This is a genomic window from Nonomuraea sp. NPDC003560 (assembly GCF_042878785.1).
Taxonomy (GTDB): Bacteria; Actinomycetota; Actinomycetes; order Streptosporangiales; family Streptosporangiaceae; genus Nonomuraea.
This window is the reverse complement of sequence record NZ_JBIAOF010000012.1, coordinates 72,661-95,431: the sequence shown is the minus strand read 5'-3', so window position 1 is coordinate 95,431 and position 22,771 is coordinate 72,661. Positions and strand designations below refer to the sequence as shown.

The 22,771-nt window shown below is 70.7% G+C and carries 25 protein-coding genes; 8 read left to right on the top strand and 17 right to left on the bottom strand.

Going from position 1 to position 22,771, the window contains the following annotated elements; all coding sequences use genetic code 11:
* Positions 1-4: 4 nt before the first annotated feature.
* From ACFYUV_RS37955 to ACFYUV_RS37930, 6 genes are all read right to left on the bottom strand, one after another.
* Positions 5-1,672 (bottom strand): trypsin-like peptidase domain-containing protein, encoded by a 1,668-nt coding sequence (locus ACFYUV_RS37955; protein WP_387677666.1) that lies wholly within the window; start codon positions 1,670-1,672, stop codon positions 5-7.
* Positions 1,672-1,995, bottom strand: coding sequence for a CU044_2847 family protein (locus ACFYUV_RS37950; RefSeq protein WP_387677663.1), 324 nt, complete (start codon positions 1,993-1,995; stop codon positions 1,672-1,674). Before ACFYUV_RS37950 ends, ACFYUV_RS37955 begins: the two co-directional genes overlap by 1 nt.
* Positions 1,996-2,649: 654 nt before the next feature.
* A complete protein-coding gene (locus tag ACFYUV_RS37945; protein ID WP_387677661.1) occupies positions 2,650-5,757 on the bottom strand; it encodes a S8 family serine peptidase in 3,108 nt (1,035 codons plus the stop codon).
* Complete coding sequence (locus ACFYUV_RS37940) at positions 5,748-6,599, bottom strand: hypothetical protein (protein WP_387677658.1); 852 nt, start codon at positions 6,597-6,599, stop codon at positions 5,748-5,750. The genes ACFYUV_RS37945 and ACFYUV_RS37940 overlap by 10 nt, the downstream gene beginning before the upstream one ends.
* A complete protein-coding gene (locus ACFYUV_RS37935; RefSeq protein WP_387677655.1) occupies positions 6,596-7,171 on the bottom strand; it encodes an RNA polymerase sigma factor in 576 nt (191 codons plus the stop codon). The genes ACFYUV_RS37940 and ACFYUV_RS37935 overlap by 4 nt, the downstream gene beginning before the upstream one ends.
* A gap of 26 nt (positions 7,172-7,197) precedes the next feature.
* The gene (locus ACFYUV_RS37930; protein ID WP_387677652.1) at positions 7,198-7,560 is read right to left on the bottom strand and encodes a hypothetical protein; all 363 of its coding nucleotides are present in this window, start codon (positions 7,558-7,560) and stop codon (positions 7,198-7,200) included.
* Between the two features lie 221 nt (positions 7,561-7,781).
* On the opposite strand from ACFYUV_RS37930, the gene ACFYUV_RS37925 reads away from it, so the two are divergent.
* Complete coding sequence (locus ACFYUV_RS37925) at positions 7,782-8,690, top strand: hypothetical protein (RefSeq protein ID WP_387677650.1); 909 nt, start codon at positions 7,782-7,784, stop codon at positions 8,688-8,690.
* 15 nt (positions 8,691-8,705) lie between these two features.
* On the opposite strand, the gene ACFYUV_RS37920 is transcribed toward ACFYUV_RS37925, so the two are convergent.
* From ACFYUV_RS37920 to ACFYUV_RS37900, 5 genes are all read right to left on the bottom strand, one after another.
* Positions 8,706-9,059, bottom strand: a complete 354-nt coding sequence (locus ACFYUV_RS37920; protein WP_387677647.1) for a YbaB/EbfC family nucleoid-associated protein — start codon at positions 9,057-9,059, stop codon at positions 8,706-8,708.
* A 17-nt stretch (positions 9,060-9,076) separates the two neighbouring features.
* Positions 9,077-9,487 carry a hypothetical protein gene (locus ACFYUV_RS37915; protein WP_387677644.1) on the bottom strand — a complete coding sequence of 137 codons (411 nt, stop codon included), beginning with the start codon at positions 9,485-9,487 and terminating at the stop codon, positions 9,077-9,079.
* Between the two features lie 482 nt (positions 9,488-9,969).
* Entirely contained in the window at positions 9,970-10,332 is a 363-nt protein-coding gene (locus ACFYUV_RS37910) for a nuclear transport factor 2 family protein (protein ID WP_387677642.1), read from the bottom strand.
* 132 nt (positions 10,333-10,464) lie between these two features.
* Positions 10,465-10,740 (bottom strand): hypothetical protein, encoded by a 276-nt coding sequence (locus ACFYUV_RS37905; protein ID WP_387677640.1) that lies wholly within the window; start codon positions 10,738-10,740, stop codon positions 10,465-10,467.
* A gap of 80 nt (positions 10,741-10,820) precedes the next feature.
* Entirely contained in the window at positions 10,821-11,087 is a 267-nt protein-coding gene (locus ACFYUV_RS37900; RefSeq protein WP_387677638.1) for a hypothetical protein, read from the bottom strand.
* Positions 11,088-11,256: 169 nt separating this feature from the next.
* Between ACFYUV_RS37900 and ACFYUV_RS37895 the strand changes: the two genes are divergently transcribed.
* On the top strand, positions 11,257-12,537 hold the full coding sequence (locus ACFYUV_RS37895) for an esterase-like activity of phytase family protein (protein WP_387677636.1): 1,281 nt from the start codon (positions 11,257-11,259) through the stop codon (positions 12,535-12,537).
* A gap of 9 nt (positions 12,538-12,546) precedes the next feature.
* Here the strand turns inward: ACFYUV_RS37895 and ACFYUV_RS37890 are convergent, their stop codons facing one another.
* Genes ACFYUV_RS37890 through xylA form a run of 3 tightly spaced genes read right to left on the bottom strand, consistent with a single transcriptional unit; the run spans position 12,547 to position 15,538 of the window.
* Positions 12,547-13,650, bottom strand: a complete 1,104-nt coding sequence (locus tag ACFYUV_RS37890; protein ID WP_387677633.1) for a Gfo/Idh/MocA family protein — start codon at positions 13,648-13,650, stop codon at positions 12,547-12,549.
* Positions 13,647-14,390 carry a sugar phosphate isomerase/epimerase family protein gene (locus tag ACFYUV_RS37885; protein WP_387677630.1) on the bottom strand — a complete coding sequence of 248 codons (744 nt, stop codon included), beginning with the start codon at positions 14,388-14,390 and terminating at the stop codon, positions 13,647-13,649. Before ACFYUV_RS37885 ends, ACFYUV_RS37890 begins: the two co-directional genes overlap by 4 nt.
* Complete coding sequence (gene xylA / locus ACFYUV_RS37880; protein WP_352357490.1) at positions 14,387-15,538, bottom strand: xylose isomerase; 1,152 nt, start codon at positions 15,536-15,538, stop codon at positions 14,387-14,389. The genes ACFYUV_RS37885 and xylA overlap by 4 nt, the downstream gene beginning before the upstream one ends.
* 90 nt (positions 15,539-15,628) lie before the next feature.
* On the opposite strand from xylA, the gene ACFYUV_RS37875 reads away from it, so the two are divergent.
* Positions 15,629-16,741, top strand: coding sequence for an ROK family protein (locus tag ACFYUV_RS37875; protein ID WP_387677627.1), 1,113 nt, complete (start codon positions 15,629-15,631; stop codon positions 16,739-16,741).
* A 4-nt stretch (positions 16,742-16,745) separates the two neighbouring features.
* On the opposite strand, the gene ACFYUV_RS37870 is transcribed toward ACFYUV_RS37875, so the two are convergent.
* Positions 16,746-17,261: a DinB family protein gene (locus ACFYUV_RS37870; RefSeq protein WP_358006890.1), complete on the bottom strand. Its 516-nt coding sequence runs from the start codon at positions 17,259-17,261 to the stop codon at positions 16,746-16,748.
* 89 nt (positions 17,262-17,350) lie between these two features.
* Between ACFYUV_RS37870 and lysS the strand changes: the two genes are divergently transcribed.
* Genes lysS through ACFYUV_RS37850 form a run of 4 tightly spaced genes read left to right on the top strand, consistent with a single transcriptional unit; the run spans position 17,351 to position 21,288 of the window.
* The gene (gene lysS, locus ACFYUV_RS37865; protein ID WP_387677625.1) at positions 17,351-18,964 is read left to right on the top strand and encodes a lysine--tRNA ligase; all 1,614 of its coding nucleotides are present in this window, start codon (positions 17,351-17,353) and stop codon (positions 18,962-18,964) included.
* A 13-nt stretch (positions 18,965-18,977) separates the two neighbouring features.
* Entirely contained in the window at positions 18,978-19,517 is a 540-nt protein-coding gene (locus ACFYUV_RS37860; protein WP_387677622.1) for an AAA family ATPase, read from the top strand.
* Between the two features lie 60 nt (positions 19,518-19,577).
* Positions 19,578-20,306, top strand: a complete 729-nt coding sequence (locus ACFYUV_RS37855) for a glycosyltransferase family 2 protein (protein WP_352321313.1) — start codon at positions 19,578-19,580, stop codon at positions 20,304-20,306.
* A 19-nt stretch (positions 20,307-20,325) separates the two neighbouring features.
* Positions 20,326-21,288 (top strand): ketopantoate reductase family protein, encoded by a 963-nt coding sequence (locus ACFYUV_RS37850; protein ID WP_387677619.1) that lies wholly within the window; start codon positions 20,326-20,328, stop codon positions 21,286-21,288.
* Here ACFYUV_RS37850 and ACFYUV_RS37845 read toward each other — a convergent pair.
* Entirely contained in the window at positions 21,263-21,790 is a 528-nt protein-coding gene (locus ACFYUV_RS37845; protein ID WP_352357502.1) for a DUF6886 family protein, read from the bottom strand. The genes ACFYUV_RS37850 and ACFYUV_RS37845 overlap by 26 nt on opposite strands.
* 74 nt (positions 21,791-21,864) lie before the next feature.
* Between ACFYUV_RS37845 and ACFYUV_RS37840 the strand changes: the two genes are divergently transcribed.
* Positions 21,865-22,317 carry a hypothetical protein gene (locus ACFYUV_RS37840; protein WP_387677617.1) on the top strand — a complete coding sequence of 151 codons (453 nt, stop codon included), beginning with the start codon at positions 21,865-21,867 and terminating at the stop codon, positions 22,315-22,317.
* A gap of 2 nt (positions 22,318-22,319) precedes the next feature.
* Here the strand turns inward: ACFYUV_RS37840 and ACFYUV_RS37835 are convergent, their stop codons facing one another.
* Positions 22,320-22,733, bottom strand: coding sequence for a hypothetical protein (locus ACFYUV_RS37835; RefSeq protein ID WP_387677616.1), 414 nt, complete (start codon positions 22,731-22,733; stop codon positions 22,320-22,322).
* Positions 22,734-22,771: the final 38 nt, after the last annotated feature.

The following is a 22,771-nucleotide window of genomic DNA, read 5'->3' as shown; positions in this document are numbered from 1 at the left end:
TCTTTCACGAGGGTGCCGCGAGTGGCGGATCGGGCATGCGAGTCGGATCGTCCCAGAACAACGCTATTCTCTGGAGGGGCTTGGTGTCCATCCCGGCTCTACGCAGGTCTCTGATACGCGCGGGAAGCTGATCGGGTGTCGACTTCTCTATAATCGTCGAAACCTCGGACAGGAACCTCTCCCCTGCACAGGAATCATGATGCTCTGCCCGGCATGAGTAGCGCGGCCACACCATGATGGGAATACCGAACTTGAGCGCTTTCCCTATCTCTGCATTTGTGGGCGAGGTAGCATGGATGATGGTTGTCCGTGCTTCGTCGGCAAGCCAGCCGAGCTTGGCTTTGTCCCGGCATCCCATAATTCCCGGCGATTCACAGCCGGCGCTTCGGAGCCGACGCCAGCGCCTGACGGCCTGATCCCACCGCTGACTTCCACCTCTCCTGCGCTCCAAGTCACGGATCACCACCGGATACAGCAGGCCGAGCTGAATCCGATCAGCCGGGTCATCGTTGGTGAACCAGCTCTCCACTTTCTTACGTGTGAACCAATTGTGGGGGATCATGAATTCTATAATGAAGTCCTCGCCAACAACATCTGCCAGCATCCGAGGCATCTCGCGCTCCACGGTCGCTCTGACCTCTTCCTCGGAGACGGGATCAGGCAGGGCGAGCGTTCGTCCGCTGCCGTCGGCTCGCCAAATCGAGAACTCGAGGCGATAGCCCCCCAGCGCGCTGGGGGGCGTCCGGATTATGACGGCCACCGGCGAGGGAGCAGTTGTGGCGTTTGCCGGCATTCCCAGGTATTGACTCTGCCACTGACGCACCTCTGCAGCCTTTCCCGAGTCGTCCAAGTTGGCGGTGATTCGGGAGAGAAAGCGGTTCAAGGCGCCAGGCTCGTCGATCTCCTCTGCAGTCAGAGTGACGGCCCTCCAGAGCGAGGGTTCTCCTTGATCCGGAAGAAACGGAAACTCCTGAGCCAGCAACGCTTCGGGAGAGGGTCTCAGGGCCGCCCCCGAAAGGCATCGACGTAATTCCGCTCGAGGACCTGGCCCAATTTCTCCCGACCACAGATGGGGCAGTAGGTCGTCGAGCGGCTCCCAGTATCTTCGGAGGCTGGAGATGGGAAGCATGCGTCCGACCCGCTGGCCCGGCGCCAAATCCGCGTCTGTCACCATGCCGACCACATGATTAGTGTCCGGAAGGTAGACTGCGGCACCACTAAAGCCTCTCGCAAGGAACTGGCCGTGACCGTCCCATGCGTTGACCTGACACCATTCGCTGGCCATGACCTGACGGTCGTCGATCCGCAGTTCAGCGAAGGAACCGGAGTCCACTTTCCCGGCCGCGAACCCATAGGAAAACAGCCTCTTATTTCGCCATTCATATGACTCAGTGGGATCGGCAAACCGCGCCGGCGGCACGGGGGCTGGTTGTGAGAGTTCAAGGATGGCGAAGTCACCGCGACGATCCGCCTGCTGATGCCAAGGCCCTGTCGCAACCACGCTCGCGACGTACCGCTTCTCGGGATCAGCGGCCGGAAAGACGACCGTCGGTTCCCGTACGTTGTGGACGACATGAGCACAGGTCAGCACATGACGACTGTCGACAAGGAATCCCGACCCCACTGCAGCGCCGCCCGCTCGATCGATCCGAGCATTCCACGGAACGCCCACTACCTCTCCTGGCGAGTCCAGGTGAGCTTTACCACGAAATGGGCTTCGCTCGAGGCCTTTGCGATGACCGCTCCAGCAGCGGCAGTGAATTTGACCCCGAATTCGAGCTCGATGCCATCGGGATTGAGCTTGGTGTCACGGAACACGTCGAGAGTCTTCGTGGCCGCATTCTTCACATTGCGCAAGGACTCTTCGAATCGGCCTTTTGCCTCAAGAACGCCTCCCTCGCCCATCCCAACGGCCTGGAAACCGCTCACATCCTGCCCGGCAACCTCCATGACAACCGACTCGTCATCCATTTCCCAGCGAACTAATTCGCTCATGCGACCCTCTTTCATTGCATTCAGGGCAGCCCACCCATTCCGCGACGGACGTGAAGTAGGCTTGGACATTTGGGCGAAATGGGCGGTTTGTCCGGCACGGATTAAGTAACGGATCTTCGATCGGTCGCCTGAAGGCGTGATCGCGTCATCCAACGCCAAGCATGCCTGACGAACGCGACATAGATCACTATCTCAGATTCTTTCCAATTGCACTACGGCCTAGAGGCCGAGGAGAGGGTGAGCGCCTTGGCCCAATCTGGGTGGTTGAGTCTGTCCGGCCCTGCGCAGGGTCTTTGTCGATGACTAGGGAGATCAGCGCTACCGGCGGCGCGTTTGGTCTGCCGCCGGTTCCCTAAGTTCAGGAGCTTGTAGCTGTCATCGACGAGGCATGGTTCCCTATCCTCCACTGGGCGGAGTCACAGGGGCCGACTTAAGTGGATTCCCCATGCACATCCTTCGATCTCTTGGGTCATCCTCGGAGTGTTCAGCAAGGTGAGGAACCCCTGATGGGTTCAGGTCTACGGCCTAGCGTCCGATCTGCCTCGTCGTACAGCTCGGCCGCCCGTCCTGCTGAAGGGGTGTGCCCGGCCGTTCCCCCGATGGACGGCCGGGCACGGGTTCAGCGCACCGCGTACGCGCGGGTGATCGTCTGGGTCAGTCCGGTGGTGGGGTGTCCGTGACGGTCGCGCGCAGGGAGACGAATCCCGCTGTGCGGGGGTTGGCGACCACCGCCAGCCAGCCCTGGGCGGATCGCGTCACCGGGACGGGATGCCAGGTGCGGCCGTCGTCGGAGGAGGCTTCAAGGCGTACCCGTGTGCTCTCCTGGCGGGTTGGGGGTTCGAGGGTCAGGGTGAGGGGGGTGCGGGTGCCCGGACGGGCGCGGTTGTGGTCGTCCAGGGTGGTGGGGGTGAGGCGTACCGCTGCCGGGGACGGCGGGCGGCGGCCGTCCGCCCTGGAGGAGCGGAACGTCCAGACGGACTCCACGGCGGTCGAGAGGGCGGAGTAGGGCACCTGGCGGCGGGCCGACGCCTTCAGGGTGTATGTGGCGGCCTCCGGTCGCAGGGTGGCATGGAGCACGCAGTCCTTGGGCCGGTCCGTCGCGCAGCCCGCCAGGCCGGTCTCGGCCAGCGTCCGGCCGCCGGCGGTGAGGGTGGCGGTGCCGGTGGCCGCGTCGTCGGCGCCCCTCTGGCCGGCGACGCCGTCGGCGAACAGGTCGCCCACGGGAACGCTCAGCTCGTCACCCGATCCGGTCGCGACGGGCGCGGACGGGCCGGTCACGGCGGCGTTCCACACCTCCGTGGTGCTCCCCCGCTCCAGCCTGACCGGGGCGCCGGCCAGGACGGACGTGCCGACCTGGAACCCGCTGTCCCACACCAGCCCCGGCGTCCGGTAGTGGGTGAGGGTGCTCGGCAGTTCCACGTCCTGCCCGGGGGCGGCCATGATCCCGGGCCTGTCCTCGACGAGCCTCGGACCGAAGTACGGAAGTCCGGTCGCCGCCGCGGCCGCGGCCCGGTACGTCGCCGTCACCTTGACCAGGTCCACGCGCCGGGCGGCGTAGAAGGGGTTGTCCGGGAGCCCGTCGGTGTGGGTGTTCACCAGGTCGTAGACGTACGGGCTCGGCGTGCGGGTCCTGCTCTTCCAGATGTTCCTGCTCAGGAATCGCAGGCCCGGCGCGCGTGCCGGGACGACGTAGGTGTCCCAGCCCGGTGCGGGCCAGCTCGCGAACCCGTAGGACCACGCGCCGTCGGCCAGTTCGACGTCGAGCTCGTCACCCGGCGCGGCGTCCGGGTCGTCCACGCTGGAGCCGGCTCGCCTGCCGTCGCGGGCGTCGATGGTCACCTGCCGGTCCTGGTCGAGATCGAGCCGGGCGTGGGCCAGGGTGTCTCCCGCGTCGTAGATCTCGGCGTACAGGTTCCACTCGCGCTCGGGCAGCCTGAGCCGGGCCGTCCCGTCGACGAGGGGCACGTCGCGGCCGGCGCCCGACACCTGGATGAAGCCCGATTCGGCGGGCCGGCCGGCCCGGTCGAGCGCCTTGACGGTCACGTTGTGGGACTCGGGCTCGACGTACGCGCCGGCGAGGGTGCGGATCACCGTGTCGCCCGACCTGGCGGTGATCGTCACCGGGTGCTCGCCGGACGCCTGGTCCTTGGCGTCGATCGTGACAGTGACCGTCGCCTGCCCCTTGGCGGGCACCTGGAGACGTCCCGCGGAGAGCCGCACGACCTCGCCGTCGGCGGTCAGGTCGAGGTCGACGGGGGTGTCACCGACGTTGTCGTACGTGACGGTCCCGGTGGACACCCGCTCCCCCGTCCCGTCGGAGGGGAAGTACGCCCACACGCGCTCCGGCACGGCGACGACCTGCTGGGCCAGCGCGCGGACGACGTCCACCCGCCTGGCCCCCTGCCGGTAAGGCGTCAGGCCGGGAAGCGGCGCGGCGCTGCCCGTCAGCGCGGCCTTGAGCTGTTGCCCGGTCCAGTCGGGATGAAGCTGGGCGAGGATCGCCGCGGCGCCCGCCACGTGCGGCGCGGCCATGGAGGTGCCCGACATCGCCACGTGCGCCTCGGTGCCGGTCCCGCCCGCCTTCGCGGCCACGATCCCTACTCCGGGTGCGGTGATGTCCGGTTTGATGGCGTGATCGCCCTCACGGGGGCCGCTGCCCGAGGAGGCGGCGATGCGGTCCTGGTGGTCGACGGAGCCGACGGTGAGCGCGGCGTCCGCGCTGCCGGGGCTGGCGACGGTGGTGCTCTTGTTGCCCGAGGCCGCGACGAACAGCGTGCCGTACCACTGCGACAGCGTGTTCACCGCCTGCTCGACCGGGTCGAGGTCCAGGGTGTTGGGGGCGCCGAAGCTCAAATCGACGATCTTGGCCTTGACCTCGGCGGCGGCCCACTCCATGCCTGCCAGGATCGCCGACTCGGTCAGCCCGAAGGCGGTGCCGGCCTTCGCGACGGCGAGCTTCGCGCCGGGCGCGATCCCTCGGTACTTCGCGTCGGCCCCCGCGATGATCGAGGCGACGTGGGTGCCGTGCCCGGTGTTGTCGCGGATGTCGGGCTCGTCGGTGAAGTTCTTCTCCTGGGTGACCACGCCTTTCAGGTCGGGGTGGTCGGGGTCGTACCCGCTGTCCAGGACGGCCACCGTGACGCCCTTGCCCGTCATTCCCTGCTTCCAGGCTTCGGTCGCGCCGATCTGCTCGGCGCTCCGGTCGAGACTGTAGGAGCGGCGGCCGTCCAGCCAGAGCTTGGTGGATCCGGCCGTCAGGGAGCGGGCGCCGGCCGCCAGGTCCTGCCAGGTCCGCCCGGCGGACGCCTTGACGACGTTCATCGCGCTCAACCCGAGCCCGCCGAGCGGCCGGGCCCGCTCGGTCCCCCGGAGCGCCGGGGCCGTCCCCTGGGACGACTGGACGATCAGCGGGATGTCGGGCCGGTCGGCGTCGCCGTACCGCCAGGCCAGCAGTTGGGTGACGTCGAACAGCCGCCGGTCGAGCAGGTTCGCGGCGACCAGCGGCCGGGCGTCGGACGGGATCACGTACAGGTGACCGTCCTGGACCTGGCCGCTGAACCCCACCCGCCTGCCCGGCCCCGGTTGCACGCGGTATCCGCCGCCGGTGACCACCACGCGGTCACCGGTGATCAGCGTGACGCCGCCCGGCCGGACCGCGTCCGCGGGCTGCGGAGGGTCGTCCTGACGGTCGGCCGCGGGCACGACGCCGACCGTCGCGGCCACCAGGACGGCGGCCAGCGCCTTGTTCGGGATCACGGGCATCCGGCCTTCTCCTTCAGCGTGCGCACGAGGTCGGCGGGCAGGTCCGAGTCGCTGACCTGGACTGCCGCCTTGCCGGCCATCGTCAGGTAGCCGCCGACGACGTGCATGGTCTCCGGGACCGACGCCTTGGTCACCGGCTCGGTCTCCTTGCCCTCCTTCGTCCAGAAGGCGGGACCGAGGACGTCGAACGCCTGGATGTCCACCCCCCGGTCCTTGAGCAGGGCGCGCACCTCGCTGACGGGCCGGTTGTAGTACGGCGCGCAGTGCATGGGCTCGCCGGGCACGTCGAAGCCGGTGATGATCTGGTATTCCTCACCGGGACGCGCCTCCCGGCCGAGGACGAGCTCGGCAGAGCCCTTGAAGTCCCGGCGGACCTTGATGCTGATCGGGCAGCCGCCTGCCGTCTCGCAGCCTTCCTGACGGTCGATCACCTTGATCCCGTCCGGTTCCACCGTGCTAGGGGCGACCGAGCCGACGTTGCTGGGCGTGGAGGGCAACAGCCGCAGCTTGATGTCGAGCCCGGCCTCGCGCAGCTGCTGCTGGTACACCTCCGGCTTGGCGAAAACGTCCTTGACCTCGATGACGAAGTAGCCCCCCTCGTCCTTGACGTCGAGGGCCGAGGCCGAGGCGGGCCCGAGGGTGACGACGACGGCCAGCGACGCCGCGAGGGCGCCCAGCGCGGCCGGCAGCGCGAGCAGGGCGCGCCGCCTCCTGCGCGCGGGCAGGGCCGGGGCGGGCTCCTCCTCCAGGATCTTGTACATCGTCTCCCTGGCGCCGGGCGTCAGGCCCGGCCCGGCGGGCGGCGCGAGCCTCCTGACGATGTCGTCGAGCTGCGGGTTCATGAGGTCTCCTTGGCGAGACGGACGGCCCGCGGGCCGTACCGGGCGAGATCGGGGTCGTCGGCGGCGAGCTCGACGGCCAGGCGCTTGCGCGCGCGGTGCAGGCGCTGCCGGACGGCGAGGCGCGAGCAGCCGAGCACCTGCGCCAGCTCAGCGTTGCCGAGCCCCTCCCAGGCGACGAGCGAGAGCACCTCCCGGTCGTCGGCGGACAGCCGCATGAAGGCCGCGCGGGCGGTCTCGGGCACGGCGTCCGCCCCCGGGTCCGCCGCGTGGTCCGCCGCCGGGCCGGTCCATTCCGCGAGCTCGGCGCGCAGGCGCGTGGTGAGGGCCGCCCTGCGGGACTCGCCGCGGCGGTGGTTGGCCAGGGTGCGCCGGGCCACGCCGTACAGCCAGAGCCGGGCGCGGTCGCCGGTCGGCACCTCGCCGAGCCGCCGCCAGGCGGTCGTGAACGTCTCGGCGATGACGTCGGCGACGTCGTGAGGGTCGTCGCTGCGCCGCCGCACATAGCCGGAGACGGTCGCGTAGTGCTCGGTGTAGAGCTCCTCGAAGCGCTGCCGGGGGTCCGGTGGGCCCACGCGGTCGTCCCTTCCGTAGGGGTATGTCACAACAAGCAGGTGTCCGGATGGTTCCAGGCGTGACAGACGAATACGGAGAAGGCCGCCTCCGGATCCGGAAGCGGCCTTCTGGTCGGGGCTGTGTGAGTCCTATGACCGTTGTTCGAGGTGGCGGCGGTAGGCCTCCCGTGGAAGTGGTGGACGGCATGCTCCGACAGGCCCGAGCCGCCGGGATCGTACTCGTCCACCTGGATCCGGTCGAGGCAGACCGTGGAGGGGTCGAAGCCGGGCATGCTGCCGGTGTTGCGCGTTTCCACGTGACACGGCCACTGCCAGGAACGGGCGAAGATGGCCCGCTGGTCGATGTCGTGCCATTTCGGGACGGTATAGGCGTCGGCGTGCAGGGACATCGACAGTGCGGGATCGGGTGGTGTCCGGCGGAGATGTGAGCGAATTCGGGGGTCACCGTACCTCCGATGCAGAACATGAGCCGCATTGAGGCCATTGAGCAATTGCGGGCCGGTTCAAGGCTCAGTTCCGTCGTTTTGTTCCGGCCGGGACTGGCGTAATCACGAGCATTGGTGGGATGATCCTATGATTATTGCCGATATCAGGAGAATGGGGTTGTCGAATGAGTCCTTCTTTCCGGGCGCTGCCGATGGCGGGGTTCATGTTCTCCGCCGTCGGGGTGGGCGGTGTGGTTCTGCAGATGTTGAGCGTGGCCTATCCCGACGGCGATCCGGCGAAGGCGCGGGCGGCCGCGGAGTTGTTGCGCCAACTGGCCGGACGCGTGGACGCCAGCCTTGACGACGTGGAGGAGGTCGCGGCCCGGGTCTGGCTGCCACCGAATTCCGGCGCGGGCATCGACGCGTTCCGGACGTATTTCAACCGGGAGATCGCGCCCTATCCGCCGCGCGTCTCCGCCTACATCCGCGGACTGGCGGACGCGGTCGAGGATTACGCGGAATTGCTGGAACGGACCCAGCACACGTTGCGCACGATGGCCATGATCCAGTGGATCGAACTGCTGATGTTCTTCTGCTGGCCGGCGATCGACAAAAAGGTCCAGGTGCTGATCAACTGGGCGATGCGCAGGTCGCAGGCGCGGCTGCTGCTCAAGATGTTCGAGAACGCCGTGGGGAAGCGGTTCATCTACGCCGTCGGGGGCAGCCTGGCCTACACCGTGCTCGACCAGGCGGTCGTCGACGGGCTCAAGCTGGCGCGCGGCGAGGACACCGGCTCCTGGGGGGACCGCGGCGAGTACATGCTGAAGAACTTCGCGGCGGCCATGGTCTTCTACCACGTGGACCCGGCCAACTTCGGCAAGGCCGCGAACGTGCTGCCGAAGAACCCGGCGGCGCGTAACGCGGTCGTGTTCCTGACCGGGTCCACCATCTTCAGCACCACCGCCAACGCGCTCAATCGGCCGGGCGACGTCGTGGACGACCCGGTCAGCCTGTTGCCGACCTGGCAGCAGATGCTCGCCAAGCTGGGGGTCGCCGCGGGCCAGGACCAGTTCAGGCGGTGGCGCCGGTACTGAGTGCCGGTCACGTCGTCAGTCCCGGGTGAAGCGACGGACCTCGTCGGCGAAAGGGGTCAGACCGGTCGTCATCAGGCCGGTCATCTGGGCGGCGAGGTCCTCGGCGGCGGCGTTCGCGGCGGCCAGGACGGCCTCGGCAAGGGCGTCCGCGCCCAGTCGCATGGCCCGCGGATCGATGCGCAGGCCGCCGAGCGCGCCGGTCGGCAGCACCTCGGCCCTCACCTGGCCGTCGGCGGCCTCGCCACGGCCGCGGACGGCGTCGAGGCTCTCCTGCAACTCCTCCAGCGGGCGGACGTCGGCCTGGAACTGGCCGAGGAGCCGGCGCATCTCGTCGTCGAGGTAGGGGGTGGGGTCTTCGGGGGTGGTCATCGGGGGCTCCAGGGGTGTCAGGCGAACTGTCCGTCGGGGGCGAGCTTGGGCGGGTCGGACACTTCGGGCAGGGAGGCGATGGTGGCCCAGTTGGCGACGTCGAAGCTGGTCCGCATGTCGGCCAGGCGGTCGGCCACCGCCGGATAGACGTCGCGCAGGGCGTCGACGTAGGTCTCGGCCTTCTCCAGGGCCGTCACGTAGTTCTTCTTGAAGGTGTTCGCGGTCTCGTCGGTGCCGGCGAAGTCGCCCAGCGCGTCGAGGGCGTCGAGGATGCGGCGGGTGTCGGTCGCGAACTCGGTGCGCTCGGCGAGGAAGGCGCCGGTGGCCTTGGTGAAGGCGGTGCCGTGCACCTCGGTGGTCGGCATCCCGGAGCCCTGGGGGGCGGCCGGGGCGGGGGTCGAGGGGGTGGCGCTCGGGGCCGGAGCCATCCCTGAAGGGCTCGGCGTCGCACTGGGGGTGGTGGTGGTCGGGGTGGGGGTCGGGGTCCCGGTCGGGGTCGGGCTGCCGGTCCCGGTCGGGGTGGGTGTCCCGCTTGGGGTTGGCGTCCCGGTCGGAGTCGGAGTCGGGGTCGGGGTCGGGGTCGGGGTCGGGGTCGGGGTCGGAGTCGGGGTCGGGGTCGGGGTCGGGGTCGGGGTCGGGGTCGGGGTCGGAGTCGGAGTCGGAGTCGGAGTCGGGGTCGCGGTGGGTGACGGGGTTGCCGTGGAGGTCGGGGTGGGGGTGGGGTACGGGGTCGTGGGGCTGGGGGTCGGGGGCTCGCTGGGGGTCGGGGGCGTGGGGCTCGGGGCGGGGGTACCGGTCGGGGTGGGGGTGGGCGGCTCGTAGGTGGGCATGACGGTTCTCCTGTCGGTACGTGGCCGCCGGCGGGCACACGAGAGTTGTCCACAATACCGACAGGAATACAGGGCAGGGGCTACGGCTCGTATACGGGGGCTAGATCGGCGAAGATGCGGTAGTCCGAGATCAGGCCGTCGTCCCGGGTGCGCCAGATCGACACGGCCACCACCGTGGCGTCCTTGCCGTCGAGCCGCCGGTACGTCACCTCGGTCTCGGCGATCGTGTCGGCCCCCGCCTGCCAGTCCCGGACGATCCGGTGCCGCAGGCCGCCGATGGTCGAGTAGAACGTCCGCAGGCCGGCGGCGACGGCGTCGCGTCCCACCATGGGCTCGGCGTTGCCGAACACCAGGGTGGCGTCCTCGGCCAGCAGCTCGGCGAACTTGTCGGGGTCGAACGAGTCGACCACCTGGAAAACGCGTCGTACCACATCGTGGGACATGTTGATCATTCCTCACGTGGACGGGGTCGCTGCTGCGGACGATACGGGACGACGCGTTCCCGTGCGACAGGCCGGCGCGTCCGGCGCGTCCGGCGCACAGCCGGGCGTTCCGGCGGGCGCTCAGGCGGGCGCTCAGGCGGGCGAGGCCCCGCCGGGAGCGGGCGGCGACTCGAAGGTGATCGACACGATGGCGCTGATGGCCAGGTTGTGCTCCCGTACGCCGGAGGTCCGCTCCGAGGACTCGACGGTGACGACGGAGTCGCCCCGGCGGGTGACGTGGCCGGTGAAGCAGTCGCCGCTCAGCAGGCGTACCGAGATGACCCGGTTCTCGTGGCGGGCGTTGTCGAGGAGCGCGATCCAGGAGGTGATGAGCCCGGTTCCGGGGGGTTCGAAGGGGTCATGGGTCATGAGCACCCTCCTGCCCCGAACGAAGGGAAGGGAACGGCCGGACCGGGGACCTCACCGGCAGGCAAGGAACCGGGACGGGCTCAGCCCGTGCAGCCCTCGCCCGACAGGGAGCCGTTCCAGGAGAAGGCCGTGCGGCACAGGTACCTGCCGGGGTCGGGGCCGGCCGTGATCGTGACGTTGACGTTCAGGTAGCCGACGCCCTCGCAGTCCTGGCCGGAGATCGTGCCGTGGTCGATCCGGCCGAGGAAGCAGGTGTAGGCGCCGTCGGCGCGGGCGGCCTGCGCCGGCAGCGGCGAGCAGATGAGCGCGGCCGCCGCGGCGACGGCCGTACGCCGGATGAGGGTCACGGCTTCACGGTAGGAAGCCCCCCGAAGGCCGCCTAGTACGACATGTCACCGACCATCGTGAAATTTCGTGGGATGTCGTGTGACGAATTCACGCGCCCTTCAACGGCAGGACATCCAGCGCGGATACCTTTCGACCCCTATCTGTAGATTTGCTGCCAAGGGAAGCGTCATGTCTCGTTCGTTCATCGCCATGCTGGCCGTCGGCGCGGCCCTCGCCACCACCGTCGCCGCGCCCGCCGACGCCGCCTCGGGACGGCAGCCGCGCGTCCTGTCCGACGTGACGCTGCCCGCCCCCGACCTGGCCGCCTTCGAGCCGGACATCGTCAAGGACTCCCGCGGCGTCAAGCTGGGCGGCCTCGGCAGCGGCCTGTTCCCGGCCAGGCGCGCGGGCGAGTACTGGATGGTCACCGACCGCGGCCCGAACGGCGAGCCCAAGATCAACGGTGAGAAGCGGCGCACGTTCCCGGTGCCGGAGTTCGCGCCGGCGATCGTCCGCGTGGCCGTGCGGCACGACACGGCGCGCATCGTGGAGAGCATCCCGCTGAAGACCTCCGACGGCACCCCGATCACCGGCCTGTCCAACCAGTCCGGCCACGACGAGATCCCCTACACCTGGGACGGCCTGACGCAGCTCCCCTACGACCCGAACGGCCTGGACACCGAGGACGTCGTCACCGACGGCCGCGGCGGCTTCTGGCTGGTGGACGAGTACTCCCCCTCGCTGCTGCACGTGGCGAGCGACGGCCGCGTCCTGGCCAGGTACGTCCCCAAGGGCCTGAAGCTCACCGGCGCCGGCTACCCGGTCCACGAGACGCTGCCCGCGATCCTGGCGACCCGGCAGCAGAACCGCGGCATCGAGGCGCTCGGCGTCTCGCAGGCCGAGCGCGCCCTGTACCTGGCCGTGCAGAGCCCGCTCGCCAACCCCGACAAGAAGACCGGCAAGGCGTCGAGCACGGCCCGCATCCTGCGGGTGGACCTGCGTACCGGCCGCCCGACCGGCGAGTGGGCCTACACGATGGAGAACGTGGCCGGCTTCGACCCGGCGGCCGAGCAGGGCGACATGAAGATCTCCGCCCTGAACGTGCTGAGCCCCGGCCGCCTGCTGCTCCAGGAGCGCACCGACGCCGTGGCCCGTCTCTACACCGTGGACCTGCGCCGGGCGACGAACCTGCTCGGCGGCCGGCACGACGACCCGGCCACCACGCCCTCGCTGGAGGCGTCGCTGCCGTCGAACGTCACCGTCGCCACCAAGGCCCTGGCCGTGGACCTGGCGGCGATCCCCGGCCTGCCCGGCAAGATCGAGGGCGTCGCCCTGCTCGACCCGGTGACGCTCGCCGTGGCCAACGACAACGACTTCGGCCTCGGCACCTTCGACGCCGACGGCCGCCTGGTGGACTCGGGCGTGACCAGCCGGATCCTGACGATCCGGCTGGCCAAGCCGCTCTTCTGAGCCGTCCCGTCAGGACAACGTGCTGGCGTACGGGTCCCAGCCGGCGGGCAGGGGCTCGGGGGCCGTCACGGCCGAGGTGATCGGGCGGAACTCGGCGCGTTCGCCCGACTCGGTGATGGCCGTCATGAGCTCAAGCACGTGCAGCGTCAGCTCGCCCGAGGCCCGGTGCGGCGTGCCCGCGCGCAGCGACCGGGCCAGGTCGAGCACGCCGATGCCGCGCCCGGCCTGGTCGGCGGCGACGGGCAGCTCCCGCCAGTCGGGGTCGTGCGGGCCGCGGACCAGCAGCGGGCCGCCGAAGGTGTTGGGGTCGGGCAGCAGCAGGGCTCCTTCCGTGCCGATCACCTCGATCAGCTTGCGGCTGACGTGCGAGTCGAAGCTGAAGGTGGCGGTGGCGGTGGCCGTGCCGGGGAAGTCCAGCAGGGCGTTGACGTGGGTGGGCACGTCCACGGGGAACAGGGTGCCGGCCTTGGGGCCGGAGCCGACGACCCGCTCGGCGCGGGCCCTGCGGGTGCCGCCCGCGACCCGGGTGACCGGGCCGAGCAGGGAGACCAGCGCGGTCAGGTAGTAGGGGCCCATGTCGAACAGGGGGCCGCCGCCGGGCCGGTAGTAGAACTCGGGATCGGGGTGCCAGGACTCCGGGCCCAGGTTCTGGAAGGCGACGGTGATCCCGACCGGCTCGCCGATCAGGCCGGAGCGCAGGGCGTGCGCCGCGGCCTGGAGCCCTGGGCCGAGGAAGGTGTCGGGGGCTCCGCCGACGCGCAGGCCCAGGTTGGCGGCCTCGGCCATGACCTTGGCCGCCTGGTCCATGTCCAGGGCGAGCGGCTTCTCGCCGTACACGTGCTTGCCGGCGCGCAGGGACTCCAGCGCGACGGCCGCGTGCGCGGCCGGGACCGTCAGGTTGACCACGATCTCGACCTCGGGCAGGGCGAGGATCTCGGCCAGGCTGCCCGAGGCGGGCACGCCGTGCTCGCGGGCCGCCGCGGCGGCCCGGCCGGTGTCGAGGTCGGCCACGCCGAGCACCCGCACGTCGGGGAAGGCGGTGAGGTTGCGCAGGTACTGGGCGCTGATCACCCCGGCGCCGACGACCGCGACGCCGACCGGCCCGCCGCTCACGAGCCCTCCAGACCGGTCAGGTGGGCGTGGCTGTCGGCCAGGGCGGTGAACAGGTCGGTCGCGCACGTGTCCAGCTCGACGATCCGCCAGGCGTCCGGCGCGGCGGCCAGGATCTCGGGCACCGGCATCGCGCCCGCCCCCACCGCCGTGTGCGGCTCGCCCTTCACCATCGGCCCGTCCTTGACGTGCAGCGCGAGGGTGCGCCCGGCCAGGCGGCCGAGCAGGGCGGGCACGTCGGCGCCGCCCACGGCCGCCCAGTACGTGTCGATCTCCAGGAACACCTCGGAGGCTAACAGGTCGGCCAGCGCCTCGATGGCGTGCCGGCCGTCGATCCTGGGCTCGATCTCCCACCAGTGGTTGTGGTAGCCGATGCGCATGCCGTGCCCGGCCGCCTGCTCGGCCAGGCCGTTCAGCAGGTCGGCGGTGCGCGAGAGGCCGTCGCGGGTGGTGAACTCGGCCTCGGGGACGCCGCCGGGGATGATCACCAGGTCGGCGCCGACCGTGGCGACGGCGTCGAAGACCTCGGCGGGCTCCTGGCTGAGCAGCGCGTACGCGTGCGTGCTGCTCACCGTGAGCCCCAGGTCGTCGATCACCTGGCGGAAGCCCTTGGGGTCGGCGGTCGGGTCGAAGGGCTCGACGGCGCCGTAACCGATGCCGGCGATGCGCTCAAGGGTGCCGTCGCGGTCGGCGGCGAGCTGCTCCCTGACGGTGTAGAGCTGGACGCTGAGCGGCCTGGTCATCCACGGACCCCCATGAGGTGCTCAAGGGCGAGCTGGTTGAGCCGGGTGAAGTGGAAGCCGCGCCGGGCCGCCGCCTCGGGGTCGAAGTCGTCGGCGGCCAGGTCCTGCCAGGTCTCGCCCGCGGCGAGGGTGGGCCGGGCCAGCTCGTCCACGCGGGAGGCGCGCAGGGCCTCCTGGACCTCGGGGTCGGCGCGGAAGGCGCGCGACTTCTCCTTGAGGATCAGGTACGTGCGCATGTTCGCGGCGGCCGAGTCCCACACGTCGTCGGGGTCCTCGGTGCGCAGCGGCTTGTAGTCGAAGTGCCGGGGGCCGTCGTAGCCGCCGTTCTCCAGCAGGTCGACCAGGAAGAAGGCGCTCTTGAGGTCGCCGTGGCCGAAGATCAGGTCCTGGTCGTACTTCGGGCCGTGCTGGCCGTTGAGGTCGATGTGGAACAGCTTGCCGTGCCACAGCGCCTGGGCGATGCCGTGGACGAAGTTGAGCCCCGCCATCTGCTCGTGGCCGACCTCGGGGTTGAGGCCCACCATCTCCGGGTGCTCCAGGTCGTTGATGAGCGCCAGGGCATGGCCGATGGTCGGCAGCAGGATGTCGCCGCGCGGCTCGTTGGGCTTGGGCTCCAGGGCGAAGCGCAGGTCGTAGCCGCGGTCGAGGACGTACTGACAGAGCAGGTCCAGGCCCTCCTTGTAGCGGTCGAGGGCCGCCTTGACGTCCTTGGCCGCGTCGGACTCGGCGCCCTCGCGGCCGCCCCAGCACACGTACGTGGTCGCGCCCAGCGAGGCGGCCAGGTCGATGTTGCGCATGACCTTGCGCAGGGCGTACCGGCGCACGTCGCGGTCGTTGCTGGTGAACGCGCCGTCCTTGAACACCGGGTGGGTGAACAGGTTCGTGGTGGCCATCGGGACCTTCATCCCGGTCTCGTCCAGGGCCTTGCGGAAGGCGGCGATCGCCTTGTCCCGGTCGGGCTCGACGGCCAGCAGGTCGTCGTCGTGGAAGGTGACGCCGTACGCGCCGAGCTCGGCCAGCCGGTGCACGCTCTCGACGGGGTCGAGCGCGGGACGGCTCGCGTCGCCGAACGGGTCACGGGCCTGCCAGCCCACGGTCCAGAGTCCGAAGGTGAAGCGATCGGCGGGTGTCGGAGTGAAGGATGACATTTGCTGACGTCCCCTACCTTTAGTCCATAATCTGTACATAATCCTGAGGAGGCATGCATGGTGGCGTCAAGGGGGGTCCGGCATGATTCCATGCGTGCCCGCAATCTGGCCGTGGTACTCCAGGCCGTCCACGGGCACGGCCCGCTCACCAGGGCGGCGCTGGCCGAGCTCACCGGGCTGACCAAGACCACCGTGTCCAGCCTGGTCGCGGCCCTGCTGGAGGCCGGCGCGGTGAGCGAGTCGGGCGCGGTGCGCGACGGCGAGCGCGGGCGGCCCGGCGTGGCCGTGCGGCTGAGCGGGCACCGGGTGGCCGCGCTCGGGCTGGAGGTCAACATCGACTATCTGGCCGCCTGCGTGGTCGACCTGACCCGGTCCGTACGCCTGCGCCGCGTCCGTCCGGCCGACAACCGCGGCTCCGACCCGGCCGACGTGCTGCAACTGCTGCGCGACCTGGTGAAGGAGGTCACCGCGGAGGCCGAGGCCGCCGGGCTGCGGATCATCGGCGCCGCCCTGGCCGTGCCCGGCACGGTCGAGGACGGTCTGCTGCGCAACGCCCCCCACCTGGGCTGGCGGGACGTACGGGTGGCCGACCTGCTCGACCTGCCGTGCGCGGTCGACAACGAGGCGAACCTGGCGGCGCTGGGCGAGTTGTGGTTCGGCTCGCGGGCGACGGACTTCCTCTACGTCTCCGGCGAGATCGGCGTCGGCGCCGGGCTGGTCGTGGACGGGACCGTGTTCCGGGGGACGTACGGGCTGGCCGGCGAGCTCGGCCATGTCGTCGTGGCCCCCGACGGCCCCGCCTGCCGCTGCGGCGGCCGCGGCTGCCTGGAGGTGTACGCGGGCCAGGACGCCCTGCTCGGCGACCTGGACTCGGTCGCCGCCCTGGCCGACGCGCTGGCCGCGGGCGACCGGCGCGCGCTGGCCGCCTGCGCGCGGGCCGGGGAGGCGCTCGGGGTGGCGCTCACGTCGGCCGTGCACCTGATGGACCCCGGCCGGATCGTCCTCGGCGGCGTCTTCGCCCCGCTGTTCCCGTGGCTGGAGACCCCGGCCCGGGACGTGCTGGCGGCCCGGCTGGGGCAGATGCGCGGCACGCCGCCCGCCCTGGTCGTCTCGGCCAACGGCGCCGACGCGGCGGTGCTGGGGGCGGCCGGGCTGATCATCCAGCGGATCGTCGCCGACCCGGCGGACGTGCTGGGCGTGTGACGGGTCAGTAGTAGCCCTTGTTCCCGTCGACCAGCTCTCTGACGATGTCGAGGTGGCCGGCGTGCCTGGCGGTCTCCTCGACCATGTGGATCAGCACCCAGCGCAGCGAGGACGCCGCCGACCGGAAGTCGGGGTGCTTGCCGACGTCGTCGAGCGAGTGGGCGGCGACGATCTCGTTGGAGCGCTCGCACTGCTTGGCGTAGTCGTCGAGGAGCTGGGCCAGCGTGACGCCCTCGACCAGCATGTCGGCGTCCTCGGGCTCCTCCAGGAACTGCGGGTTGCCCTCGGCGCTGCCGCCCAGGAAGAGCACCTCGAACCAGCAGTGCTCGGTCCAGCGCATGTGGGCGACCAGACCGGCCACCGTCATCAGGGGCGAGGTCGGCAGGACCGGCCGGTGGGCGTCGGCCTCGGACAACCCCTCGCACTTCCAGTGGACGATCGAGCGCTGCATGTCCAGCCAGCCGACGAGCTGGGTACGTTCGTCGGCCACGAAGGGCGGACGTACACGGGGTGGCGTCATGCGCGGGAGGCTACTGCAGGGCTCATCGGCGACGCACCGGATTTTCGGCCGGTTCGCGTATGACCCGGGCGAGCCGCGACAATGGCTCGATGGCGGAAAGTGCAGAGGCCGACTGGGTCTCCAGGTTCGCGGACGAGGTGATCTCCGAGGCGGAGCGTCGTGCCCCGGGCAAACCGATCGTCTGCGCCTCCGGGCTCAGCCCCTCGGGCCCCATCCACCTGGGCAACCTGCGCGAGGTCATGACCCCCCACCTCGTCGCCGACGAGATCAGGCGGCGCGGCCTCGACTGCGTCCACCTGCTGTCCTGGGACGACTACGACCGTTTCCGAAGGGTGCCCGCGGGCGTCGACCCGTCCTGGGCCGAGCACATCGGCAAACCGCTGACCTCGGTGCCCGCCCCGCCGGGCAGCCCGCACGCCAACTGGGCCGAGCACTTCAAGGCGCCGATGACCGCCGCGCTGGCCGAGCTGGGCGTCGACTACCGGGGCATCAGCCAGACCGAGCAGTACACCTCGGGCGCCTACCGGGAGCAGATCCTGCTGGCCGTGCGCGAGCGGTCGCGGATCGACGCGATCCTGGCGGCGTACCGGACCAAGGACGGCGGCCGGGAGGTGGCCGACTATTTCCCGTACAGGCCGTACTGCGAGCTGTGCGAGCGCGACCTCACGAAGGTCACCGCGTACGACGACGAGACGACCGAGCTGGCCTACACCTGCGAGTGCGGGTTCGGCGAGACCGTGCGCCTGGCCGAGCACGACCGCGGCAAGCTGGTGTGGAAGGTCGACTGGCCGATGCGGTGGGCGTACGAGGGCGTGGTCTTCGAGCCGTCGGGCGTCGACCATCACTCCCCCGGCTCGGCCTGGGTCGTCGGCGGCCAGATCGTCGGCGAGGTGTTCGGCGGCGAGCAGCCGATCGGCCCGATGTACGCCTTCGTCGGCATCACCGGCATGGCCAAGATGAGCAGCTCCAAGGGCGACGTGCCGACCCCGGCCGACGCGCTGGGGATCATGGAGGCGCCCGTGCTGCGCTGGCTGTACGCCCGCCGCAAGCCCGCCCAGTCCTTCAAGATCGCCTTCGACCAGGAGATCCAGCGCCTCTACGACGAGTGGGACGCCCTGGCCCGCAAGGTCGACTCCGGCCAGGCCCAGCCCGCCGAGCTGGCCGCCCACGCCCGCGCCGTGGGCACCGCCGCCGGGCCGCTGCCGGCCACGCCGGTCCCGGTGCCCTACCGCACGCTGGCCTCGATCCTCGACATCACCACCGGCCACGACGAGCAGGCGCTGCGCATCCTGCGCGACCTCGACGCCGTCGACCGGCTCGACCAGGCCCGCCCCCGGCTCGACCGGGCGCAGCGCTGGGTGGCCGACCACCTGCCCGCCGACCAGCGCACCCACGTGCGCGAGACGCCCGACCAGGACCTGCTCGACTCCCTCGGCCAGACCGAGCGCGAGTCGTTGCGGCTGCTGGCCGACGGCCTCGACGACTGGACGCTCGACGGCCTCACCAGCCTGGTCTACGGCGTGCCGAAGCTCCAGGCCGGCCTCGACGCCGACGCCAAGCCCACGCCGGAGCTGAAGGCGGCCCAGCGCGCGTTCTTCGTCCTGCTCTACCGGCTGCTGGTGGGCCGCGACACCGGGCCGCGGCTGCCCACGCTGCTCATGGCGGTGGGCGCCGACCGGGTGCGGAAGCTGGTCGGCGGATGAGGTGCGGCCGCGGGTGAACGGCGTCGTCCTGGTCACCGGGATCTCGGCCGCGGGCAAGTCCACGGTCGCCCAGGCGCTGGCCGAGCGCCTGCCGCGGTCGGCCCACGTCCGGGGCGACGCCTTCCGCCGCATGGTCGTGGGCGGCCGGGCCGAGATGACGCCCGGGTCGGAGGAGGAGGCGGTGCGCCAGTTGCAGCTGCGCTACCGGCTCGCGGCCCAAACGGCGGACTTGTATTTCGAAGCCGGATTTACAGCAATTGTGCAAGATGTGGTCCTTGGAGAGGACTTGGAGCGGTTCACCGGGTGGATCCGCAGCCGTCCGCTCCGGGTGGTCGTGCTCGCCCCCGACGCCGCCGCCGTCGAGCGCCGCGAGCGCGAACGCGCCAAGACCGGCTACGGCGCCTGGACGATCGCCCAGCTCGACGCCGCCCTGCGGGCCGGGACGCCGCGCATCGGCCTGTGGCTGGACACCTCCGCCCAGTCCCCCGCCGAGACCGTCGAGGAGATCCTCGCGCGGGCGGACGAGGCATTGGTCGGTGGAGATCGCATATAAGTAGGATCACTGCAAGGCAGTGTCAAGTGGGCTGCATGTGTGCAGGTGCACCTTGTACCCATGAACAAGCAGCCCTTCGCCGCCAGTGTCAGTGTCATCGTCCCCGCGATGAACGAAGCCGAGAACCTTCCCCACGTCTTCGCCACGCTGCCCGACTGGATCGACGAGGTGATCCTGGTCGACGGCAACTCGACCGACGACACCGTCGCCGTCGCGCGCAGGCTGCGCCCCGACCTCCGGGTCGTCGTGCAGAGCCGGCGCGGCAAGGGCAACGCCCTCATCGAGGGCTTCCAGGCCGCCCGGGGCGACATCATCGTCATGATCGACGCCGACGGTTCCACCGACGGCAAGGAGATCCGCTCGTTCGTCGAGACCCTCATCGACGGCGCCGACTTCGCCAAGGGCTCCCGGTACGCCCCCGGCGGCGGCTCCGACGACCTCAGCCCCATCCGGTCGCTGGGCAACAAGTTCCTCACCGGCCTGACCAACATGCTGTACGGCACCCGCTTCACGGACCTGTGCTACGGCTACAACGCCTTCTGGCGCGACCACCTGGACGTCATGGAGCTCGACTGCGACGGCTTCGAGATCGAGACCCTCATGAACGTCCGGGCCGCCCAGGCCGGCCTGGTCATCCACGAGGTGCCCAGCCACGAGCGCTCCCGGATCCACGGCGCGAGCAACCTGCACGCGGTGCGCGACGGCTGGCGCGTGCTGAAGACGATCATGCGCGAGCGTACGCGCGGGACCGCCCTGATGCCGCAGACCGAGGTGGCGCTCGCGAAGTAAGAAGTGACATTCTCGGACAATGCGCTACATAGTGATCGGAGCAGGAGCAGTCGGCGGCACCATCGGCGCCCGCCTCCACCAGGGCGGGCACGAGGTCGTGCTCGTCGCGAGAGGCGCGCACCACGAGGCGCTCAAGCGTGACGGACTCCGCCTGATCACCCCCGATTCCGACGAGACCCTGCGCATCCCCGCGGCCTCCGGCCCGATCCCCACCCGCGACGACGACGTGCTGATCCTGGCCACCAAGTCCCAGGACACCCTGGCCGCCCTCGATCCCTGGCCGACGGACCTGCCGGTCGTGTGCGCGCAGAACGGCGTGGCCAACGAGCGCACCGTCCTGCGCAGGTCCGAGCGGGTCTACGGCATGTGCGTGTGGCTGCCGTCCCAGCACCTCGAACCCGGCGTCGTGGCCGCCTACGGCCGGCCGTACTCGGGCCTGCTGCACGTCGGGCGCTACCCCCGAGGTGTGGACGACCTCGCCGGACAGATCGCCGACGACCTCGGCAAACACGGGCTGCTCGGCCGCGCCACCCCCGACGTCATGCGCTGGAAGCACGGCAAGCTGCTCAACAACCTCGGCAACGCCGTCGAAGCCCTCGTCGGGCACGCCGACGGCATGGCCGAGCTCGCCGACCGGGCCCGCGCCGAGGCCGTCGGCGTGTTCGAGCACGCGGGCATCCCCTACTCCACCGCCGAGGACGAGCGCCGGGTCCGCGGCCACCAGGTGGACGTCGTGCCGATCGAAGGCGTCCGGCGGGGCGGCGGATCGTCCTGGCAGAGCCTGGCCAGGGGCAGCGGCTCGATCGAGGCCGACTACCTCAACGGCGAGATCGTCCTGCTCGGCCGCGAGCACGGCGTGCCCACGCCGGTCAACGAAGTGCTGCGCCGCGAGGCCAACCGGGTCGCCCGCGAGAAGCTGCCGCCCGCCTCGATGCCGGTGGCCGAGCTGACCGCGCTCATCGACGCGCGTTCCGCAGCCTGATCCCGCTGAACTCCATGCTGCTGCCGGTCACCTCGTGCCAGAACGGCCACAGGTTGTCCAGCACGCGCAGCTGGATGCCGGCCTGCTCGTGCAGCTCGAACAGGTCGCCCACCGGCTCGGGCGGGCCGATCGGGACGACCGGCTCCCGCGACACCACGGCGTGCGGCGGGTCGCCGATCGGCGCGAACCCGGCCGCGGGCAGGCGGTAGGCGTACAGGCGGACGTCCATGATGGCCTTGAGCCAGGCGTACTCGACGGCGTGCACGCGGTCGCCGCAGCCCGCGCCGGCGATCCTGGCCACGTCCTCGTCGGTGGTGTCCGGCCCGCGCCAGGCCATCGCCCGCGGGCAGGCGCGCGGGAACCAGTGGTCGGGGCAGCGGTCGTGGCCGACCGCCCACACGTACGGCTCGCCGAGCGAGGACGTCACCGCGGCATGGGGCACGAACCGCTCGATGGTCGGGTCCTCGGAGAAGTGCAGCACCTGGCCGGGCTCGGGTCTCATACCCGCCATCATGCGCATACCCCGTCTCCGTCAGGGCAGAAGAAACGCGCTCTGACGACAAGGGGTGAGTTCGGATGGTCTTATTGGGTCTGATCCTGGTCCTGCTCGCCGGCGGCGCCGTCGCCTTGGTGGTGACGGAGGAGAGCTCCAGGTACATCCTGTTCGGCAACACCTACCAGCTCGACCACGTCCAGATGTTCCTCGCCGGAGCGGTCGTCGCGGCCGCCCTGCTGGCGGGGATCTGGCTGATCGGCGCCGGGTCGCGCAGGACCGCCAGGAAGCGCCGCAGGCTGCGGGCCGTCCGCGCCGAGGCGTCCGACCGGGTCTCCCGCCTGGAGGACGAGAAGCGCGACCTCGAACGGCGGCTCGAACGCGACCGCAACCGCGCCGCGCGCGACGGCGTGACGGACGGCGGAACGGACGGCCGCGTCGCGCACGAACGGGTCGCGAGCGAGCGGGCCGCGCACGAACCGGTGGACGGCGACCGGCTGGTGGCCGGCGGCCGCCCCGACGACACCAGGCCGTGAGCTCATGGGCGCGAGGGCAGCAGCTTGCCCTCGCGCCAGAGCGCGAACCCCGTGGCCAGCGCTCCCACGCCTTCCCAGAGGCCCACGCCGAAGAACTCGCCCGGCGCCGCCCCCGTCAGCACCAGCGTCGTGAACACCGCGAACGTCACCAGCCTGAACGGCACGGTCCACCGGAAGAACGGCGTGTAGTCGGCGGATGCCGCGAAAACGTAATAGACCCCCATGTTCACCGCCGCCATCGACGAAGCCGCCATGTAGACCAGCGTGTAGTCGCCGGACGGGCGTACGCCGAGCACCTCGAAACCCAGCAGGACCAGCAGGGAGTCCGGCGACAGCAGCCCGACGAGCCCGAGTGCGAAGGCGAGCACGCCGAAGACGCCGATGGTCCACCCGGCGGCGGAACGCGGAAGACGCACAGAAATCCTTCCAAAGGGGGGTGTAATCTGCGAGGCGA

Excerpts from the sequence above, each read along its gene's own strand:
- ACFYUV_RS37940 (WP_387677658.1), bottom strand. The coding sequence starts at position 6,599 with ATGAACCCGCAGCTCGACGACATCGTCAGGAGGCTCGCGCCGCCCGCC.
- ACFYUV_RS37870 (WP_358006890.1), bottom strand. The coding sequence starts at position 17,261 with ATGACGCCACCCCGTGTACGTCCGCCCTTCGTGGCCGACGAACGTACC.
- xylA (WP_352357490.1), bottom strand. The coding sequence starts at position 15,538 with ATGTCATCCTTCACTCCGACACCCGCCGATCGCTTCACCTTCGGACTC.
- ACFYUV_RS37895 (WP_387677636.1), top strand. The coding sequence starts at position 11,257 with ATGTCTCGTTCGTTCATCGCCATGCTGGCCGTCGGCGCGGCCCTCGCC.
- ACFYUV_RS37920 (WP_387677647.1), bottom strand. The coding sequence starts at position 9,059 with ATGACCACCCCCGAAGACCCCACCCCCTACCTCGACGACGAGATGCGC.
- ACFYUV_RS37925 (WP_387677650.1), top strand. The coding sequence starts at position 7,782 with ATGAGTCCTTCTTTCCGGGCGCTGCCGATGGCGGGGTTCATGTTCTCC.
- ACFYUV_RS37950 (WP_387677663.1), bottom strand. The coding sequence starts at position 1,995 with ATGAGCGAATTAGTTCGCTGGGAAATGGATGACGAGTCGGTTGTCATG.
- ACFYUV_RS37875 (WP_387677627.1), top strand. The coding sequence starts at position 15,629 with ATGCGTGCCCGCAATCTGGCCGTGGTACTCCAGGCCGTCCACGGGCAC.
- ACFYUV_RS37915 (WP_387677644.1), bottom strand. The coding sequence starts at position 9,487 with ATGGCTCCGGCCCCGAGCGCCACCCCCTCGACCCCCGCCCCGGCCGCC.
- ACFYUV_RS37905 (WP_387677640.1), bottom strand. The coding sequence starts at position 10,740 with ATGACCCATGACCCCTTCGAACCCCCCGGAACCGGGCTCATCACCTCC.
- ACFYUV_RS37945 (WP_387677661.1), bottom strand. The coding sequence starts at position 5,757 with ATGCCCGTGATCCCGAACAAGGCGCTGGCCGCCGTCCTGGTGGCCGCG.
- ACFYUV_RS37855 (WP_352321313.1), top strand. The coding sequence starts at position 19,578 with ATGAACAAGCAGCCCTTCGCCGCCAGTGTCAGTGTCATCGTCCCCGCG.
- ACFYUV_RS37885 (WP_387677630.1), bottom strand. The coding sequence starts at position 14,390 with ATGACCAGGCCGCTCAGCGTCCAGCTCTACACCGTCAGGGAGCAGCTC.
- ACFYUV_RS37840 (WP_387677617.1), top strand. The coding sequence starts at position 21,865 with ATGGTCTTATTGGGTCTGATCCTGGTCCTGCTCGCCGGCGGCGCCGTC.
- lysS (WP_387677625.1), top strand. The coding sequence starts at position 17,351 with ATGGCGGAAAGTGCAGAGGCCGACTGGGTCTCCAGGTTCGCGGACGAG.
- ACFYUV_RS37845 (WP_352357502.1), bottom strand. The coding sequence starts at position 21,790 with ATGAGACCCGAGCCCGGCCAGGTGCTGCACTTCTCCGAGGACCCGACC.
- ACFYUV_RS37850 (WP_387677619.1), top strand. The coding sequence starts at position 20,326 with ATGCGCTACATAGTGATCGGAGCAGGAGCAGTCGGCGGCACCATCGGC.
- ACFYUV_RS37930 (WP_387677652.1), bottom strand. The coding sequence starts at position 7,560 with ATGTCCCTGCACGCCGACGCCTATACCGTCCCGAAATGGCACGACATC.
- ACFYUV_RS37910 (WP_387677642.1), bottom strand. The coding sequence starts at position 10,332 with ATGTCCCACGATGTGGTACGACGCGTTTTCCAGGTGGTCGACTCGTTC.